Annotated in this window: 17 protein-coding genes; 9 read left to right on the forward strand and 8 right to left on the reverse strand. The window is 70.3% G+C overall.

What is annotated here, in order from left to right:
* The first annotated feature begins 238 nt into the window (after positions 1-238).
* The 4 genes from nhaA (at position 239) to ACWGJB_RS22790 (ending at position 3,507) form a co-directional block, all read left to right on the forward strand.
* Positions 239-1,627, forward strand: a complete 1,389-nt coding sequence (gene nhaA / locus ACWGJB_RS22775) for a Na+/H+ antiporter NhaA (RefSeq protein ID WP_453381963.1) — start codon at positions 239-241, stop codon at positions 1,625-1,627.
* 170 nt (positions 1,628-1,797) lie between these two features.
* On the forward strand, positions 1,798-2,283 hold the full coding sequence (locus ACWGJB_RS22780) for a phage holin family protein (protein WP_360492386.1): 486 nt from the start codon (positions 1,798-1,800) through the stop codon (positions 2,281-2,283).
* Entirely contained in the window at positions 2,280-3,200 is a 921-nt protein-coding gene (locus tag ACWGJB_RS22785) for an alpha/beta fold hydrolase (protein ID WP_453381964.1), read from the forward strand. Before ACWGJB_RS22780 ends, ACWGJB_RS22785 begins: the two co-directional genes overlap by 4 nt.
* Before the next feature lie 127 nt (positions 3,201-3,327).
* Complete coding sequence (locus tag ACWGJB_RS22790) at positions 3,328-3,507, forward strand: hypothetical protein (RefSeq protein ID WP_453381965.1); 180 nt, start codon at positions 3,328-3,330, stop codon at positions 3,505-3,507.
* Positions 3,508-3,511: 4 nt separating this feature from the next.
* On the opposite strand, the gene ACWGJB_RS22795 is transcribed toward ACWGJB_RS22790, so the two are convergent.
* From ACWGJB_RS22795 to nth, 3 genes are all read right to left on the reverse strand, one after another.
* Complete coding sequence (locus ACWGJB_RS22795) at positions 3,512-4,711, reverse strand: MarP family serine protease (protein ID WP_453382234.1); 1,200 nt, start codon at positions 4,709-4,711, stop codon at positions 3,512-3,514.
* Between the two features lie 13 nt (positions 4,712-4,724).
* The gene (locus ACWGJB_RS22800) at positions 4,725-5,432 is read right to left on the reverse strand and encodes an NUDIX hydrolase (protein WP_453381966.1); all 708 of its coding nucleotides are present in this window, start codon (positions 5,430-5,432) and stop codon (positions 4,725-4,727) included.
* Positions 5,433-5,529: 97 nt separating this feature from the next.
* Positions 5,530-6,549 (reverse strand): endonuclease III, encoded by a 1,020-nt coding sequence (nth, locus tag ACWGJB_RS22805; protein WP_453381967.1) that lies wholly within the window; start codon positions 6,547-6,549, stop codon positions 5,530-5,532.
* A gap of 357 nt (positions 6,550-6,906) precedes the next feature.
* Here nth and ACWGJB_RS22810 point away from each other — a divergent pair, with 357 nt between their 5' ends.
* Together ACWGJB_RS22810 and ACWGJB_RS22815 are read left to right on the forward strand one after the other, a co-directional pair.
* Positions 6,907-7,581, forward strand: a complete 675-nt coding sequence (locus ACWGJB_RS22810) for a Crp/Fnr family transcriptional regulator (protein WP_453381968.1) — start codon at positions 6,907-6,909, stop codon at positions 7,579-7,581.
* A gap of 98 nt (positions 7,582-7,679) precedes the next feature.
* Positions 7,680-8,510 carry a nucleotidyltransferase gene (locus tag ACWGJB_RS22815; protein ID WP_453381969.1) on the forward strand — a complete coding sequence of 277 codons (831 nt, stop codon included), beginning with the start codon at positions 7,680-7,682 and terminating at the stop codon, positions 8,508-8,510.
* An 8-nt stretch (positions 8,511-8,518) separates the two neighbouring features.
* Here ACWGJB_RS22815 and ACWGJB_RS22820 read toward each other — a convergent pair whose 3' ends face one another.
* The 4 genes from ACWGJB_RS22820 to ACWGJB_RS22835 form a co-directional block, all read right to left on the reverse strand.
* The gene (locus tag ACWGJB_RS22820; RefSeq protein WP_453381970.1) at positions 8,519-9,349 is read right to left on the reverse strand and encodes an MBL fold metallo-hydrolase; all 831 of its coding nucleotides are present in this window, start codon (positions 9,347-9,349) and stop codon (positions 8,519-8,521) included.
* Positions 9,350-9,351: 2 nt separating this feature from the next.
* Positions 9,352-10,227, reverse strand: coding sequence for an NUDIX hydrolase (locus tag ACWGJB_RS22825; RefSeq protein WP_453381971.1), 876 nt, complete (start codon positions 10,225-10,227; stop codon positions 9,352-9,354).
* Positions 10,228-10,327: 100 nt separating this feature from the next.
* Positions 10,328-10,795 (reverse strand): RidA family protein, encoded by a 468-nt coding sequence (locus ACWGJB_RS22830; protein ID WP_453381972.1) that lies wholly within the window; start codon positions 10,793-10,795, stop codon positions 10,328-10,330.
* Positions 10,792-10,950: a DUF4177 domain-containing protein gene (locus ACWGJB_RS22835; protein WP_019992579.1), complete on the reverse strand. Its 159-nt coding sequence runs from the start codon at positions 10,948-10,950 to the stop codon at positions 10,792-10,794. The genes ACWGJB_RS22830 and ACWGJB_RS22835 overlap by 4 nt, the downstream gene beginning before the upstream one ends.
* A 152-nt stretch (positions 10,951-11,102) precedes the next feature.
* Between ACWGJB_RS22835 and ACWGJB_RS22840 the strand changes: the two genes are divergently transcribed.
* Together ACWGJB_RS22840 and ACWGJB_RS22845 are read left to right on the forward strand one after the other, a co-directional pair.
* On the forward strand, positions 11,103-12,080 hold the full coding sequence (locus ACWGJB_RS22840; RefSeq protein ID WP_453381973.1) for an ArsA family ATPase: 978 nt from the start codon (positions 11,103-11,105) through the stop codon (positions 12,078-12,080).
* On the forward strand, positions 12,077-13,567 hold the full coding sequence (locus ACWGJB_RS22845) for an ArsA family ATPase (RefSeq protein WP_453381974.1): 1,491 nt from the start codon (positions 12,077-12,079) through the stop codon (positions 13,565-13,567). Before ACWGJB_RS22840 ends, ACWGJB_RS22845 begins: the two co-directional genes overlap by 4 nt.
* A gap of 192 nt (positions 13,568-13,759) precedes the next feature.
* On the opposite strand, the gene wblA is transcribed toward ACWGJB_RS22845, so the two are convergent.
* A complete protein-coding gene (gene wblA / locus ACWGJB_RS22850; RefSeq protein ID WP_132856581.1) occupies positions 13,760-14,098 on the reverse strand; it encodes a transcriptional regulator WblA in 339 nt (112 codons plus the stop codon).
* Positions 14,099-14,679: 581 nt separating this feature from the next.
* Here wblA and ACWGJB_RS22855 point away from each other — a divergent pair.
* Positions 14,680-16,986: a transglycosylase domain-containing protein gene (locus ACWGJB_RS22855; RefSeq protein WP_453381975.1), complete on the forward strand. Its 2,307-nt coding sequence runs from the start codon at positions 14,680-14,682 to the stop codon at positions 16,984-16,986.
* Positions 16,987-17,130: the final 144 nt, after the last annotated feature.

Consider the following 17,130-nt stretch of genomic DNA (forward strand, 5'->3'; position numbering starts at 1 on the left):
CTACCCATCCGGGCGCACCCCCCGGGCGGTCCCGTCCGAGGCCCCCCCCCGCCCCCCCCACCTGGGGGGGGCGCCGGCCCCCCCCCCCCCGGGGCGCCCCTTTTGCACCTACCGTGAGACTCACCTGACGACTCTCGCCACATCTTAGGTAAACTAAGCAAAGTTGCGTGTTCCACAAGGTGTGCCGGGAAGTCTGGTCGGCAAGTAGACCCGTCCTGCCCACCGACCGGAGGTCCCCGTGTCCGCGCCCCGCACCACCCCCGTCCGCAAGGTCCTCGGCCGGCTCTCGCTGCCCGAGCGGACCATCGTGGCGGACGCGCTGCGGACCGAGACCGTCGGCGGTGTGCTGCTGCTCATCGCGGCGGTAGCTGCGCTGATCTGGGCGAACATACCGGCGCTGCACCACAGCTACGAGACCGTCGGCGACTTCCACCTCGGCCCCGGCGCCCTCGGCCTGAACCTCTCCGTCACCCACTGGGCCGCCGACGGCCTGCTCGCGGTCTTCTTCTTCGTCGCCGGCATCGAACTCAAGCGCGAGCTGGTCGCCGGCGACCTGCGGGACCCGAAGGCGGCCGTGCTGCCGGTGGTCGCCGCGCTGTGCGGGATGGCCGTACCGGCGCTCGTCTACACCCTCACCACCCTCGCCGGCGGCGGCTCCACCCAGGGCTGGGCGGTACCCACGGCCACCGACATCGCCTTCGCGCTGGCCGTGCTGGCCGTCATCGGCACCTCGCTGCCGGCCGCCCTGCGCGCCTTCCTGCTCACCCTCGCGGTCGTCGACGACCTGTTCGCGATCCTGATCATCGCGGTCTTCTTCACCGCCCGGATCGACTTCGCCGCGCTCGGCGGCGCGGCCCTGGGCCTCGCCGTCTTCTGGCTGCTGCTGAGGAAGGGCGTACGCGGCTGGTACGTGTACGTGCCGCTCGCGCTCGTCATCTGGGCGCTGATGTACAACAGCGGCGTGCACGCGACCATCGCCGGTGTCGCCATGGGCCTGATGCTGCGCTGCACCACCCGTGAGGGTGAGCAGCACTCCCCCGGCGAGCACATCGAGCATCTGGTGCGACCGTTGTCGGCTGGGGTCGCCGTGCCCCTGTTCGCGCTCTTCAGCGCCGGCGTGAAGGTGTCCGGAGGAGCGCTCGGGGACGTGTTCGGCAAACCCGAGACGCTCGGGGTGGTCCTCGGACTGGTGGTCGGCAAGACCGTCGGGATATTCGGCGGGACCTGGCTCACCGCCCGCTTCACCCGGGCCTCGCTCAGCGAGGACCTGGCCTGGGGCGACGTCTTCGCGGTCGCCTCGCTCGCCGGTATCGGCTTCACCGTGTCGCTGCTCATCGGCGAACTCGCCTTCGCCGGCGACGCCGTGCTCACCGACGAGGTCAAGGCCGCCGTGCTCACCGGCTCGCTGATCGCGGCCCTGTGCGCCACGGTGCTGCTGAAGATACGCAATACCCGCTACCGGCGGCTGGTCGAGGCCGAGGAGCGGGACGAGGACCTCGACGGCATCCCGGACGTCTACGAGCAGGACGACCCGGCGTACCACCTGCGGATGGCGGCGATCTACGACCGCAAGGCCGCCGAACACCGCCGCATAGCCGCCGAGAAAGCCGGGCAGGCCGCCGGGTAAGGGCCGGCGAGGGCCACCACGGGCACGACCGGGCAGCGGCCGCCGAAAGCCGTCACAGGCACGACGCGCCTGCCGAAGTGCCGGGCGGGGCAGGCGCGCAGGGCAACCGTCCGGCATGATCTGACGAGACGGTACAAAAGACGATGACAAGTACGCAGAGGGAGACCGCGATGAGCGCACCCGACGGCAGCCCGGTCGGTGCCGAACGCAGCATCGGCCAGTTGTTCGCCTCGGCCACGGCCGAGATGTCGGCGCTGGTGCACGACGAGATCGCGCTGGCCAAGGCCCAGCTGAAGCAGGACGTCAAGCGGGGCGCGACGAGCGGCGGCGCCTTCTCGGCGGCCGGTGTGCTGCTGCTGTTCTCCCTGCCGATGCTCAACTTCGCGCTGGCGTACGGCATTCGGACCTGGAGCCACTGGAACCTCGCGATCTGTTTCCTGCTCTCCTTCGCGGCGAACGTCCTGGTGGCCGTCGCCCTCGCGCTGATCGGCGTGGTGTTCGCGAAGAAGGCCAAGAAGGGCCAGGGCCCGCAGAAGGTCGCCGCGTCGGTGAAGGAGACGGCGGGCGTACTGCAGAACGCCAAGCCGCATCCGCGTCCGGCACTCCCCAGGGATGACGTGCCGGCCATCGAGGCTGTGGGACGCTCGTCGTCATGAGCGATCCCGCCCCCTCGGCCGTACGGCTCGAAGGCCCCTGGACACACCGGGACGTCGCAGCGAACGGCGCGCGCTTCCACATCGCCGAACTCGGCGACGGCCCGCTGGTCATGCTGGTGCACGGCTTCCCGGAGTTCTGGTGGACCTGGCGGCACCAGCTGGTCGCGCTCGCCGACGCGGGCTTCCGGGCCGTCGCCATGGACCTCAGGGGCGTCGGCGGCAGCGACCGGACGCCGCGCGGCTACGACCCGGCCAACCTCGCCCTCGACATCACCGGCGTGATCCGCTCCCTCGGCGAGCCGGACGCCGCGCTGGTCGGCCACGACCTGGGCGGCTATCTGGCGTGGACCGCGGCCGCGATGCGCCCCAAGCTGGTGCGGCGGCTCGCGGTGGTGTCCATGCCGCACCCGCGGCGCTGGCGCTCGGCGATGCTCCGGGACCGCCGACAGTCGGCCGCCGCCTCCTACATCTGGGGCTTCCAGCGGCCCTGGGTCCCCGAGCGGCAGCTCATCGCCGACGACGGCGCGCTGGTCGGCCGACTGATCCGGGACTGGTCAGGCCCCCGGTTGCCGGACGACGAGGCGGTGGAGACGTACCAGCGGGCCATGTGCATCCCCTCCACCGCGCACTGCTCGATCGAGCCGTACCGCTGGCTGGTGCGCTCGCTGGCCCGCCCGGACGGCATCCAGTTCAACCGCCGGATGAAGCGCCCGGTGCGCGTCCCGACGCTGCATCTGCACGGCTCCCTGGACCCGGTGGCCCGCACCCGCAGCGCGGCCGGCTCCGGCGAGTACGTCGAAGCCCCGTACCGCTGGCGGCTGTTCGACGGGCTCGGGCACTTCCCGCACGAGGAGGACCCGGTCGCGTTCTCCACCGAACTGGTCAACTGGCTGAAAGACCCCGAGCCCGATCGGTGACCGCGCCGATGCGCCCGGTATCCGGATCTGCACACCTGTTCTACGAACGGCCACATGCCCCGCGCATAGGCCGATTGAGGGCCGCGCCGGAGGTTATCGACCTTGGGGCGGGGGCAGACGTCGGGGTATGGGCTGGACGCACGACTACAGTGACGCACCCCGCAACCGCCGTACGACAGGCGGTCTGAACTCCCATCGAGGAGCCGCCCCGCAGATGCCGGGCACGGACCTCAGGGTGGGGATTCCGCACATCCTGCGGCGCCGGGCCCGCTGGGTCTCGGTCCGTCTGCGCCATACCCGCGCATGATCCCTCACAGTGCGCAGCTGTCGGTCCCGACCTGCTGATTCGCGGTACGGCCCCGGGCGATGTCCGCCTGGATCTCGTCGGCCGTGAGGGCGTACCCGGTGTCCGCGTCGTCCAGTGACTTCGCGAAGACCACCCCGTACACCTTGCCCTGGGGCGTGAGCAGCGGGCCGCCGGAGTTTCCCTGGCGGACGGTCGCGTACAGCGAGTAGACGTCACGGCGGACGGTGCCGCGGTGGTAGATGTCCGGGCCGTTGGCGGTGATGCGGCCGCGCACCCGGGCGGCACGGACGTCGTACGACCCGTTCTCAGGGAACCCGGCGACGATCGCGCTGTCGCTGGTCTCGGCGTCCGCCGCGGAGAACTTCAGGGGCTTCGCCGGCAGGTCCGGCACGTCGAGTACGGCGATGTCGCGCTGCCAGTCGTAGAGGACGACCTTGGCGTCGTACTTGCGGCCCAAGCCGCCGATCTGGACGGTGGGCTCATCGACGCCGCCGACCACGTGCGCGTTGGTCATGACACGGCGGTCGGCGAAGACGAAGCCGGTGCCCTCCAGGATCTTGCCGCAGCTCTGCGCGGTGCCCGTCACCTTGACGATGGACCGCTGGGCGGTGGTGGCCACCGCGCTGTTCACGAGCGCCGGGTCGGGCGGCGAGACATCGGTGATCGGCTCGTTGGCGAAGGGGCTGAAGACCTGCGGGAAACCGTTCTGCGCGAGGACCGCGGAGAAGTCCGCGAACCAGGTGTCGGCCTGGTTGGGCAGCGCTCTGGACACCCCGAGGAGCACCTTGGAGTTACGGACCTCCTTGCCGAGCGTCGGCAGCGTGGTGCCCGCGAGCGCGGAGCCGATCAGCCAGGCGACCAGCAGCATCGCCAGCACGTTGACCAGCGCGCCGCCGGTGGCGTCCAGCGCGCGAGCCGGGGACCAGGTGATGTACCGGCGCAGCTTGTTGCCCAGATGCGTGGTCAGGGCCTGGCCGACCGAGGCGCAGACGATGACGACGACCACGGCGACCACCGCGGCGGTCGTGCCCACCTCGGCGTTGTCGGTCACCGCGTCCCAGATCACCGGCAGGACGTAGACGGCGACGAGTCCGCCGCCCAGGAAGCCGATCACCGACAGGATGCCGACGACGAACCCCTGGCGGTAGCCGACGATCGCGAACCACACGGCGGCGACCAGCAACAGGATGTCCAGCACATTCACGGTGGACACCCTGTCATGACCGCCAGTCGAGCGGGACCAGCTTCTCGCGGTCCCAGGAGCGCTCCCATCCCGCGTAGTGCAGCAGCCGGTCGATCACCCCGGCCGTGAACCCCCACACCAAGGTCGATTCGACCAGGAATGCCGGACCTCGGTGGCCGCTGGGGTGCACGGCGGTGGCCCGGTTGGTCGGATTCGTGAGATCCGCCACGGGGACCGTGAAGACCCTCGCCGTCTCGTTCGGATCCACCACCCCCACCGGGCTCGGCTCGCGCCACCAGCCCAGCACCGGCGTGACCACGAAGTGGCTCACCGGGATGTACAGCCTGGGCAGCGCCCCGAACAGCTGCACACCGGCCGGATCGAGCCCGGTCTCCTCCTCGGCCTCGCGGAGAGCGGCCCGCAGCGGCCCGTCGGCCTTCGGGTCGCCGTCCTCGGGGTCGAGGGCGCCACCGGGGAACGAGGGCTGCCCGGCGTGCGAGCGCAAGCTACCGGCCCGCTCCATGAGCAGCAGCTCCGGCCCCTGCTCGCCCTCGCCGAAGAGGATCAGCACGGCCGACTGCCGCCCCGCGCCGTCCTCCGGCGGCAGGAAGCGGCTCAGCTGGACCGGCTGGACCGTCTCGGCGGCCCGCACCACCGGGTCCAGCCACTCCGGCAGGCCGTCCTTGCTGAGCGCCACACCCGCGTGCGGATCCCCCGTGTGCGCCTTGCCGCCCTGTGTCATGGCATCCCCCGTCCCGCCCTGCTGCCCCGGCCTGCCCGTTCCAACGCCCGAAGACTCCTTGATCGTTCCGTCTCTCGCCCCTCAGAAGATCCCTAGGTCATGTCCCTGATACGGCGCCCAGCGGCGGCGCCGGCCTGCCGCCCGCGTCCAGATACGCCTGCGGGGGCTTGAGGCGCTGGCCGGGGAAGCCGCCCTTCTCGTACTTGAGCAGCTTCTTCGCCTTCTCCGGGTCGGTCTCGCCCTCGCCGTAGGCCGGGCAGAGCGGCGCGATGGGACACACCCCGCAGGCGGGCTTGCGAGCGTGGCACATCCGGCGACCGTGCCAGATCACATGGTGCGAGAGGTCGGTCCACTCGCTCTTGGGGAACAGCGCGCCGACAGCCGCCTCGATCTTGTCGGGGTCGGTCTCCTCGGTCCACCGCCACCGGCGCACCAGGCGCTGGAAATGCGTGTCCACGGTGATGCCGGGGCGCCCGAAGGCGTTGCCCAGCACCACGAAGGCGGTCTTGCGGCCGACGCCGGGCAGCTTCACGAGGTCTTCGAGCCGCCCCGGGACCTCGCCCCCGAACGACTCCACCAGACTCTTGGAGAGCCCTATCACCGACTTGGTCTTGGCCCGGAAGAAACCGCACGGCCGCAGGATCTCCTCGACCTCCTCCGGGTTGGCCTCGGCCAGTTCCTCGGGGGTGGGGTACTTCGCGAACAGGGTCGGGGTGGTCTGGTTGACGCGCAGGTCGGTGGTCTGGGCGGAGAGCACCGTGGCGACCAGCAGCTGGAAGGGGTTCTCGAAGTCCAGCTCGGGGTGGGCGTACGGGTAGACCTCGGCGAGTTCGCGGTCGATCCGGCGGGCACGGCGCACCAGGGCGGTGTGCGACTCGGGCTTCCAGGCCACCTGCGGCTTCTCGGCGACGGCCTTCTTGGATGCGGCCTTCTTGGGTGCGGCGGCTTTGGACGCGGGCCGCTGGGCAGCCGTCCGCGCGGCCGCGGTCTCCACCGGTGCCGCCTTCTTCGCCACCGTCTTCTTCGCTACCGCCTTCTTCACCGCTGTCTTCTTCACCGCCGTCTTCTTCACCGCCGTCTTCTTCACCGCCGCCTTCTTCACCGCCGCCTTCTTCACCGCGGCCTTCTTTACAGCCTTTGCCGCTTTCGTCGCCTTTTTCGGCTCATCAGGGACAGCATCGGACCCCTGTTCGCCCACGGCGGAATCACGACGTACAACCACCCGCCCAGCCCCCTTGGCCTGTGCTCTCACCGGCGATTTGGACACCCGGCCAGCCTAAAGCCCGGCACCGACATCCGCCGCGGACCCGGAAGATCAGCCCCCGATTGGACCCCTGCCGCTTACCTCGGCACACCAGTGCGGCATCCTTGTGACAGATCACACTGTTTGGACCGTCCGGCAAAATGGGGAGCACGGTCCCCTGGTACCAAGGGGGAGCAAGATCCCCTGAGCAGGTCGACAAGGAGAGTACTCGTGGACGACGTTCTGCGGCGCAACCCGCTCTTCGCGGCGCTCGATGACGAGCAGTCCGCGGAGCTGCGTGCCTCCATGAGTGAGGTGACCCTCGCGCGTGGCGACTCCCTGTTCCACGAGGGCGACCCGGGCGACCGGCTCTATGTCGTCACCGAGGGCAAGGTCAAGCTCCACCGCACCTCCCCCGACGGCCGCGAGAACATGCTCGCCGTCGTCGGCCCCGGCGAGCTGATCGGCGAGCTGGCGCTGTTCGACCCGGGCCCGCGCACCGCGACCGCCACCGCGCTGACCGAGGGCAAGCTGCTGGGCCTCGGTCACGGCGACCTCCAGCCCTGGCTGAACGCGCGCCCCGAGGTGGCCACCGCCCTGCTGCGCGCCGTCGCCCGCCGACTGCGCAAGACCAACGACGCCATGTCCGACCTGGTCTTCTCCGACGTCCCGGGCCGGGTCGCGCGCGCCCTGCTGGACCTGTCGCGCCGCTTCGGTGTGCAGTCCGAGGAAGGCATCCACGTCGTCCACGACCTCACGCAGGAGGAGCTGGCCCAGCTGGTCGGCGCGTCCCGCGAGACCGTGAACAAGGCGCTGGCGGACTTCGCCCAGCGTGGCTGGCTGCGTCTGGAGGCGCGGGCCGTGATCCTGCTGGATGTCGAGCGTCTGGCGAAGCGTTCCCGGTAGTCGCCCGGTAGTCGCCGTCTCCGGGGGCTGCCGCCCCCGGCCCCGCGCCTGTCGGCCTTCGGCCTCGCCCGCCGGGCGGGCTCAGATTTGGTTGCTCCATGCCTGAAACGGTCCCGTCCAGGGGACTCGACCCCCTGGGCTTCATCGAGCGCGAGGGCTCGCACGCGCGCGTGCCGCACGTGTTCCGCCCCGTGGTCGCCGCCGCCCGCGACCGCCTCCTGGACGTCTTCGGGGCGCGGCTGGACAGCGCCTACCTCAACGGGTCGATTCCTCGCGGCACCGCGCGCGTGGGACGCAGCGACCTGGACCTGGTGGTCGTCCTGCGGACGGAGCCGAGCGGCGCCGACCGGGACGCGGCCCAAGGCCTCGGCCAGGCCGTCGACAAGGAGTTCCCGGAGATCGACGGGGTCGGGACCCTGCTCTTCTCCCGCGCGCGGGTGCTCGACGAGCGGGAGCGGTACGACATCGGCTGGTTCGTGGCCTGCCTGTGCACCCCGCTGCTCGGCGAGGACCTCGCCGAGTATCTGCCCCGCTACCGCCCCGACTCCCTGCTCGCCCGCGAGACCAACGGCGACCTCGCCCGGTACCTGCCGCGCTGGCGGCAGCGGATCGCGGCCGCGGGCGACGGCGAGGAGGCCCTGCGGCCCCTGGTGCGCTTCATGTCACGGCATCTGGTGCGGACCGGTTTCACCCTCGTCATGCCCCGCTGGAACGGCTGGACCAGCGATCTGCGGGAGATGGCCGACGCGTTCGCCGACTACTACCCGGAGCGGGCCGAACAACTGCGCCGCGCGGCCGGGTTGGGGTACGAGCCGGTCGGCGACCGTACGGTCCTGCGGTCGTACGTCGACGACCTGGGCCCTTGGCTGGCGGACGAGTACGCGCGCGTGCACGGCGTGAAGACCCCCAGACCCGAGGGCTGGGAGTAGTTCCGGAGTCAGATCAGCCCGTGCTCGCCGAGGTAGTCCAGCTGGGCCCGTACCGACAGCTCCGCGGCCGGCCACAGGGAGCGGTCCACGTCCGCGTAGACGTGCGCGACGACCTCGGCCGGGCTGCGGTGGCCGTTCTCCACGGCCGTCTCGACCTGGGCGAGCCGGTGGGCGCGGTGGGCCAGATAGAACTCGACGACCCCCTGGGCGTCCTCCAGGACAGGTCCGTGGCCCGGCAGAACCGTGTGGACGCCGTCGTCGACCGTCAGCGAGCGCAGCCGTCGTAGCGAGTCCAGATAGTCGCCCAGGCGGCCGTCCGGGTGGGCCACCACCGTCGTGCCGCGCCCCAGGACGGTGTCGCCGGTCAGGATCGCGCGGTCGGCCGGGAGGTGGAAGCTGAGGGAGTCGGCGGTGTGGCCGGGAGTGGGTACGACCCGGAGCTCCAGGCCGCCGGTCGTGATCACGTCGCCGGCCGCCAGCCCCTCGTCGCCCAGGCGCAGCGCCGGGTCGAGGGCACGCACGCGCGTGCGGGTCAGCTCGGCGAAGCGGACGGCGCCCTCGGCGTGGTCGGGGTGGCCGTGGGTCAGGAGGGTGAGCGCGATGCGCTTGCCGGCCTTCTCGGCCGTGTCGACGACGTTCTCGAGATGGCCGTCGTCCAGCGGGCCGGGGTCGATCACGACGGCCAGGTCGGAGTCGGGCTCGGCGACGATCCAGGTGTTCGTGCCGTCCAGGGTCATCACGGAGGCGTTGGGCGCCAGCACGTTGACGGCCCGTGCGGTGGCGGGACCCGAGAGGACCCCGCCGCGCGGCTGGCCGGGCAGGGCTGCTGCGTTCGTCATGCTCAGGCTCCCCCGGTCGTGAGGTCGGTCGGTATGTGCTTGGTGAACTCGTCGTGGCCCGGCCAGGTCAGGACGATCTCGCCGTCCTCCAGGCGGGCGCGGGCCAGCACCGGGGTCATGTCCCGCGCGGGCGCCGCCGCGAGGGTCTCGGCGGCCGTGCCGTACGGCATCAGCTGGCGCAGGGTCGCGATGGTGGGCGGCATCATCAGCAACTCGCCCTTGTCGTACCCGGCGGCCGCCTCCGCCGGGCGGATCCACACCGTACGGTCGGCCTCCGTGGAGGCGTTCCGGGTGCGCTGGCCCTCCGGAAGGGCGGCGACGAAGAACCAGGTGTCGTAGCGGCGCGTCTCGAACTCCGGGGTGATCCAGCGCGTCCAGGCGCCCAGCAGGTCCGAGCGCAGGACCAGGCCCCGCCGGTCCAGGAACTGGGCGAAGGACAGATCACGGGCGACCAGGGCCGCGCGGTCGGCCTCCCAGTCGTCTCCGGTGGTGTCCCCGACCACGGCGTCGGCGGCCGGGCCCGCGAGCAGGACGCCGGCCTCCTCGTACGTCTCCCGCACGGCGGCGCAGACGATCGCCTGGGCGCCCGCCTCGTCGACGCCGAGCCGCTGCGCCCACCACGCGCGCGTGGGGCCCGCCCAGCGGACCTGCTGGTCGTCGTCGCGCGGGTCGACACCGCCGCCGGGATACGCGTACGCGCCTCCGGCGAAGGCCATGGAGGCGCGTCTGCGCAGCATGTGGACGACGGGACCACCGGAGGTGTCCTTCAGGAGCAGCACGGTCGCCGCGCGCTTCGGGGTCACCGGCACGAGGGTGCCCTCCGCGTGTGCGCGGATGCGGTCCGGCCACTCCGGGGGATACCACTGTCCATCGGCCATTACCGGAGGCTATCCCGTGGGGAGCGAATGTTCGAGAGGGACTCCGGGGCACCCGGAGGTGCCACGGGAAGCACTTACGGCAGCCACCGGCCGGATGCCGTTACGGCAGCAGTTCGACCTGGACCTCGACCTCGACCGGTGCGTCCAGCGGCAGCACCGCGACGCCCACCGCGCTGCGCGCGTGCACGCCCTTGTCGCCGAGCACCTCGCCGAGCAGCTCGCTGGCGCCGTTGATCACGCCGGGCTGGCCGGTGAAGTCGGTCGCGGAGGCGACGAAGCCGACGACCTTCACCACGCGCGCGATGCGGTCCAGGTCACCGGCGACGGACTTCACGGCGGCCAGGGCGTTCAGCGCGCAGGTGCGGGCCAGTTCCTTGGCCTCCTCCGCGGTGACCTCGGCGCCGACCTTGCCGGTGACCGGAAGCTTGCCGTCCACCATCGGCAGCTGGCCGGAGGTGTAGACGTACACACCCGACCGGACGGCCGGCTGGTAGGCGGCGAGCGGCGGGACGACCGCCGGCAGCGAAAGACCGAGTTCGGCCAGCTTGGCCTCGACGGAGCCCGTCACGGCTTCTCCCGCTTCAGGTAGGCCACGAGCTGCTCGGGGTTGTTGGGCCCGGGCACGACCTGGACGAGCTCCCAGCCGTCCTCGCCCCAGGTGTCCAGAATCTGCTTCGTGGCATGGACGAGCAGCGGCACGGTTGCGTATTCCCACTTGGTCATGGGGCCGACTGTATCCGCTGTGACGGACGGGACACGTGCCCGACCACCGGGCCGGTGACGGCGGGCTGCCACCGGTCTCGGCGGCCGATCGTACGCACGGTTATCCACAGCCTCCCGCGTGAGTGTCCGGCCGACTGGTTAGTCTCGAAGATGTGAGCAGGCTCCAGGTCGTCAGCGGCAAGGGCGGGACCGGAAAGACGACGGTCGCCGCCGCACTCGCGCTGGCCCTCGCGACCGAGGGGAAGCGGACGCTTCTCGTGGAGGTCGAGGGTCGGCAGGGCATCGCCCAGCTCTTCGAGACGGAGGCGTTGCCCTACGAAGAGCGGAAGATCGCGGTCGCGCCGGGAGGCGGTGAGGTCTATGCGCTGGCCATCGATCCCGAACTGGCCCTTCTGGACTACCTCCAGATGTTCTACAAGCTCGGCGGGGCCGGCCGGGCCCTGAAGAAACTCGGCGCGATCGACTTCGCCACCACCATCGCGCCGGGCCTCAGAGACGTCCTCCTGACCGGCAAGGCGTGTGAGGCGGTGCGCAGGAAGGACAAGGCCGGCCGGTTCATCTACGACTACGTCGTCATGGACGCCCCGCCCACCGGCCGCATCACCCGCTTCCTGAACGTGAACGACGAGGTGGCCGGGCTCGCCAAGATCGGCCCGATACACAATCAGGCGCAGGCCGTGATGCGGGTGCTGAAGTCCAAGGAGACGGCCGTGCACCTGGTCACCCTGCTGGAGGAGATGCCGGTCCAGGAGACCGCCGACGGCATCGCCGAACTGCGCGCGGCGCGGCTGCCGGTGGGCCGGGTCATCGTGAACATGGTCCGGCCGGAGGTGTTGGACGCGGCCGACCTGGAACTCGTACGGACCGTACCGCGCACCGCCGTGGCGCAGACGCTGTCCGCCGCGGGTCTGGGCGGGGCGCGGCGCGGCGGGAAGGCAGAGCAGCTGGTGGACCCGCTGCTCGCGCAGGCCGCCGAGTACGCCGCGCGGTACGCGCTGGAGCACGAGCAGCGCGCGGTCCTCGCCGAGCTGGACCTGCCGCGGCACGAACTGCCGCTGCTCGCCGAGGGGATGGACCTCGCGGGCCTGTACGAACTCGCCACCGAGCTGCGGAAACAGGGGATGTCATGACTTCGGACCCGGATCCGGACCCGGCGCAGGACGGCACGCGCCGACTGGCCCACGCGCCCGCGCTCGACGTCGACGCGCTGCTCGACGACCCGAACACCCGGATCGTGGTGTGCTGCGGCTCGGGCGGGGTCGGGAAGACGACGACCGCCGCGGCGCTGGGGCTGCGGGCCGCCGAGCGCGGCCGCAAGGTGGTCGTGCTCACCATCGACCCGGCCAAGCGGCTGGCGCAGTCCATGGGCATCGACTCGCTCGACAACGTGCCACGGAAGGTGAAGGGCACCGAGGACCGAGGGGAAGCGTCACGCGGCGGTTCGGCCGCGGGCGACGGGCGGCGGCCCGGTGGCGAACTGCACGCCATGATGCTCGACATGAAGCGCACCTTCGACGAGGTCGTCGAGGCGCACGCGGACGCCGAGCGGGCGGCGGCCATCCTGGCCAACCCCTTCTACCAGTCACTCTCGGCGGGCTTCGCGGGCACGCAGGAGTACATGGCGATGGAGAAACTGGGCCAGCTGCGGGCCCGGGACGAGTGGGACCTGATCGTCGTCGACACCCCGCCCTCCCGCTCCGCGCTGGACTTCCTGGACGCGCCGAAGCGGCTGGGCTCCTTCCTGGACGGCAAACTGATCCGCCTGCTCACCGCGCCGGCGAAGCTGGGCGGCCGCGCGGGCATGGCCTTCCTGAACGTCGGCATGTCGATGATGACCGGCACCCTCGGCAAGCTGCTCGGCGGGCAACTGCTCAAGGACGTACAGACGTTCGTGGCCGCGATGGACACGACGTTCGGCGGGTTCCGTACGCGCGCGGACGCGACGTACAAGCTGCTTCAGGCGCCCGGTACGGCGTTCCTGGTGGTGGCGGCCCCGGAGCGGGACGCGCTGCGCGAGGCCGCGTACTTCGTGGAGCGGCTGGCCGCGGAGGACATGCCGCTGGTCGGTCTGGTCCTCAACCGGGTCCACGGCAGCGGCGCCACCCGGCTGTCCGCCGAGCGCGCGCTCGCCGCTGCGGAAAATCTCGAGGTCGCGGAAAATCTTGAGGAGTCCCGCATTGTGGATCAGGGGGACGGGAAAGCTGGACTTCGTAACTCTCCCGACACGTACGGCAGTTCTGAATCATGCGCGTTCGAGTCCGACGGCTCCCCCTCGTCCGGACTCGACGGGACGACGACGCCCCGGACGCCCCCGGCACACCAGGTACCCCAGGCAGACGAATCCCCCTCGTCCCTGCCAGGGCCCGACGCGTCCGAGCCCGACTCCTCCGGCGGCCCGGACCGCACCGTGGACCAGCTCACCGCAGGCCTGCTGAAGCTGCACGCCGAGCGCATGCAGCTGCTCTCCCGCGAGCAGCGCACACGTGACCGCTTCACCGCACGCCACCCCGAGGTGGCCGTGGTGGAAGTGGCCGCGCTGCCCGGCGATGTGCACGACCTCACGGGACTGCGGGACATCGGCGACCGGCTCGCGGCCGGCCGACCGGAGCTGCCGTAGCGGAACCGCCGTAGCCGAACTGCCCTGGCCAAGCTGCCGTAGTCGTATACCGGTCGTCAGTCGTATTACCGGTAGTCGGTCGTACGCCCGTAGCCGGCCGAATGCCCGTAGTCGTATGCCCGCGGAGTCTCCGGAAGGCATATGCCTCCACCAGGTTCAGCGGGTTGTCCAGTCGGTGGTGCGGCGGGTGATTCAGCTCACTGCCGCGTAGTTCTCGTACACCTCGTCGCTGTCGAGGGGGACGATGCCGGTCCCCCGCTCGTACTCCGAGCGCGCTGTCTCCAGGAGCCGGCGCCAGGAGGTCACGGTGGGCCGCCTGCGCAGCAGTGCGCGGCGCTCCCGCTCGGTCATTCCTCCCCACACGCCGAACTCGACGCGATTGTCCAGCGCATCGGCCAGGCATTCCGTGCGTACCGGACACCCGGTGCACACCGCCTTGGCCCTGTTCTGCGCTGCTCCCTGAACGAACAGTTCATCCGGATCGGTAGTGCGGCAGGCAGCCTGCGCACTCCAGTCGGTTACCCAGCCCATACCGGCGCCGTCCTCTCCCGAATCGAGGCTCCCCCACGGCGGCAGCGGCATATTCACCGCCGCCAGTTGAGGACGTTACGGAAGGTGGGCACAGCGCAACACCCCCTTCGGGCCCAATCTTGAATGGCCCGAACGGACTATGGGTAAGCGGCAGATCACCCGCGGGAGTGAGCTGACGACATGTGTGATCATTCCGGCAAACCGGGACAGCTGTGATGCGTCACAACGGACGCCGGATGACACACGAGGCGGATTCGGACACGCCTTCAACACATCACCCGAAAAAAATGGGCGGGTTCCGGAACGATTCGGGGTCGCCGGACGTATTGATACGTGGCCGCGCTGCTGTGACAGTTGAGAGCAGCTTAGGCCAAGGCCTGCGCGTGTGTCCGGCGAATGGCAAGGTAGACCGTTCATGTCGTCGTGCCGTCGGCGAGGCGCAGCCATGCGGTCAGGCGGATCGGGCCGCGGCGGGCCGGTGTTCCGGTCGAGTCGCCCTCTATGTCACGATCCGGCACTCGAACATCCCGAGAGCAGCCCGCTCACGCGGAATGCTCATCCCTACGGATTAGGCTGCCCCCATGCCAAAGAAGCGCTCGGGCGGTGGTCTGTCGACCACGCAGCAGGCCGCCAAATTCCTCGGTGTCAGTGTGCTCGCGGGAGCCGTGATGGCGGGCATCGCACTACCCGCGGCAGGCGCCCTGGGCCTCGCGGCCAAGGGTTCGGTCCAGGGCTTCGACGACATCCCGGCCAACCTGAAGAGCCCGCAGCTCAGCCAGCGGACCAGGATCCTCGACAGCAAGGGCAACCAGATCGCCCAGGTCTACTCCCGTGACCGCACGGTGGTGGACCTCAAGGAGATCTCGCCGTACATGCAGAAGGCGATCGTCGCGATCGAGGACTCGCGCTACTACCAGCACGGCGCCATCGACCTGAAGGGCGTCCTGCGCGCGCTGAACAAGAACGCGGTGAGCGGCGGGGTCGCCCAGGGCGCCTCCACGCTCACCCAGCAGCTGGTGAAGAACTACTTCATCGAGGAGGCCGGCGACGACCCCACCAAGGTCGCCGAGGCAACCCAGCAGACCCTCGGCCGCAAGGTCAAGGAGCTGAAGTACGCGATCCAGCTGGAGGAGAAGCTCGGCAAGAAGAAGATCCTCGAGAACTACCTGAACATCACCTTCTTCGGCGAGCAGGCCTACGGCATCGAGGCCGCCTCCCAGCGCTACTTCTCCCAGCACGCCAAGAACCTCAACCTCCAGCAGTCGGCCCTGCTGGCCGGCATCGTGCAGTCGCCCAGCCGGTACGACCCGGTCAACGACGAGGCCGAGGCCACCAAGCGGCGCAACGTCGTGCTGGAGCGCATGGCCCAGCTCGGCGACATCTCCCAGGCGGAGGCCGACAAGGCCAAGGAAGCCCCGCTCGGCCTGCATGTCACCCAGCCCAAGAACGGCTGCATCACCGCCACCAAGGGTGCCGGGTTCTTCTGCAAGTACGTCGAGAACGTCTTCCTCACCGACCCGACCTTCGGCAAGACCCGCGAGGCGCGCGCCAAGCTCTGGAACCAGGGCGGCCTGACCATCCGTACCACCCTGGACCCGCAGGCCCAGGACTCGGTGCAGAGCTCGATCAAGGACCACGTCTACAAGGCCGACTCGGTCGCCGCGGCCGCCACCCTCGTGGAGCCCGGCACCGGCAAGATCCTGGGGATGGGCCAGTCGAAGCCGTACGGCTACAACAAGAACGAGACCGAGTACAACTTCTCCGTCGACCGGGACTACGGCGGCTCCAACTACGGCTTCCCGACAGGTTCGACGTTCAAGCCGTTCGTGGCCGCGGCCGCCATCGAGGGCGGCAAGCCGGCGACGCAGGAGTACTCGGCGCCGTACAAGATGAACTACCCGAGCCCCGTCCAGCAGTGCGACGGCAAGCAGTGGGTCAACACGGACAACGAGCAGGTCGAGAACGAGAACGAGTCCGAGGTCGGGCCGTACCAGATGAAGAAGGCGATGGCGAAGTCCATCAACACCTACTTCGTCCAGCTGATCTCCGACATCGGCCTGTGCCCGGTGGTCAAGATGACCGACGCGCTCCACGTCCACCAGGGCGACGGCTCGAAGCTCCCGCAGACCCCGTCCATCGCCCTCGGCGCGATCGGCCTCTCCCCGCTGACCATGGCGAGCGCGTACGCCACCTTCGCCGACCGCGGCATGTACTGCACGCCGGTCGCCATCGAGTCGATCACCCAGAAGGTCGGCAACGAGCAGAAGTCCCTGCCCGTGCCGAAGTCGACCTGCTCGCGGGCGATGAGCGAGAAGACCGCCGACACCATCAACACGCTGCTGCGCGGAGTGGTCGACTCCGGTACCGGTCAGGAGGCCGGCCTGGACGACCGCGAGAGCGCCGGCAAGACGGGTACGACGGACGCCCGCAAGAACGCCTGGTTCGTCGGCTACACGCCGAACCTCGCGGGCGCGGTCTGGGTCGGCAGCGCCAAGCAGAACATCGAGATGACCAACATCACCATCGGCGGCGTCTACCACAGCGAGGTCTACGGCGCCGACACGCCCGGCCCGATCTGGAAGGACGCCATGACCGGCGCCCTGGAGGGCAAGCAGTCGGAGTCCTTCAACCTCATCGACATCCCGGACGAGAACGACCACGACAAGGGCAACGGAAACGGCAATGGGAACGGCCACGGCCGCAACGGCGACGACACGGGCGGCCTGATCGGCGGTCTCATCGGCGGCGGCACGGGCGACGGCGGCACGACGGACGGCGCGACCACCGCCGGCACCACCACCCCGAACCCGACGTTCTCCTTCCCCGACGGCTTCATCCAGGGCAACGGGAACGGCGGGAACAACGGAAACGGAGGAAACAGAGGCTGACCAGCCTCCTCCTTTCCCACTGGCTTTCGTTTTCCTGGCGGTACGACGGCCCGGGGGGCCTCGCCGGAGACATGGACTGAGCGCGCACCCCCGCCCGCGCCCCCCAACCGCGACACCACCCACAGACACAAACAGACCATGAAG

Source organism: Streptomyces sp. NPDC054813 (assembly GCF_053611365.1).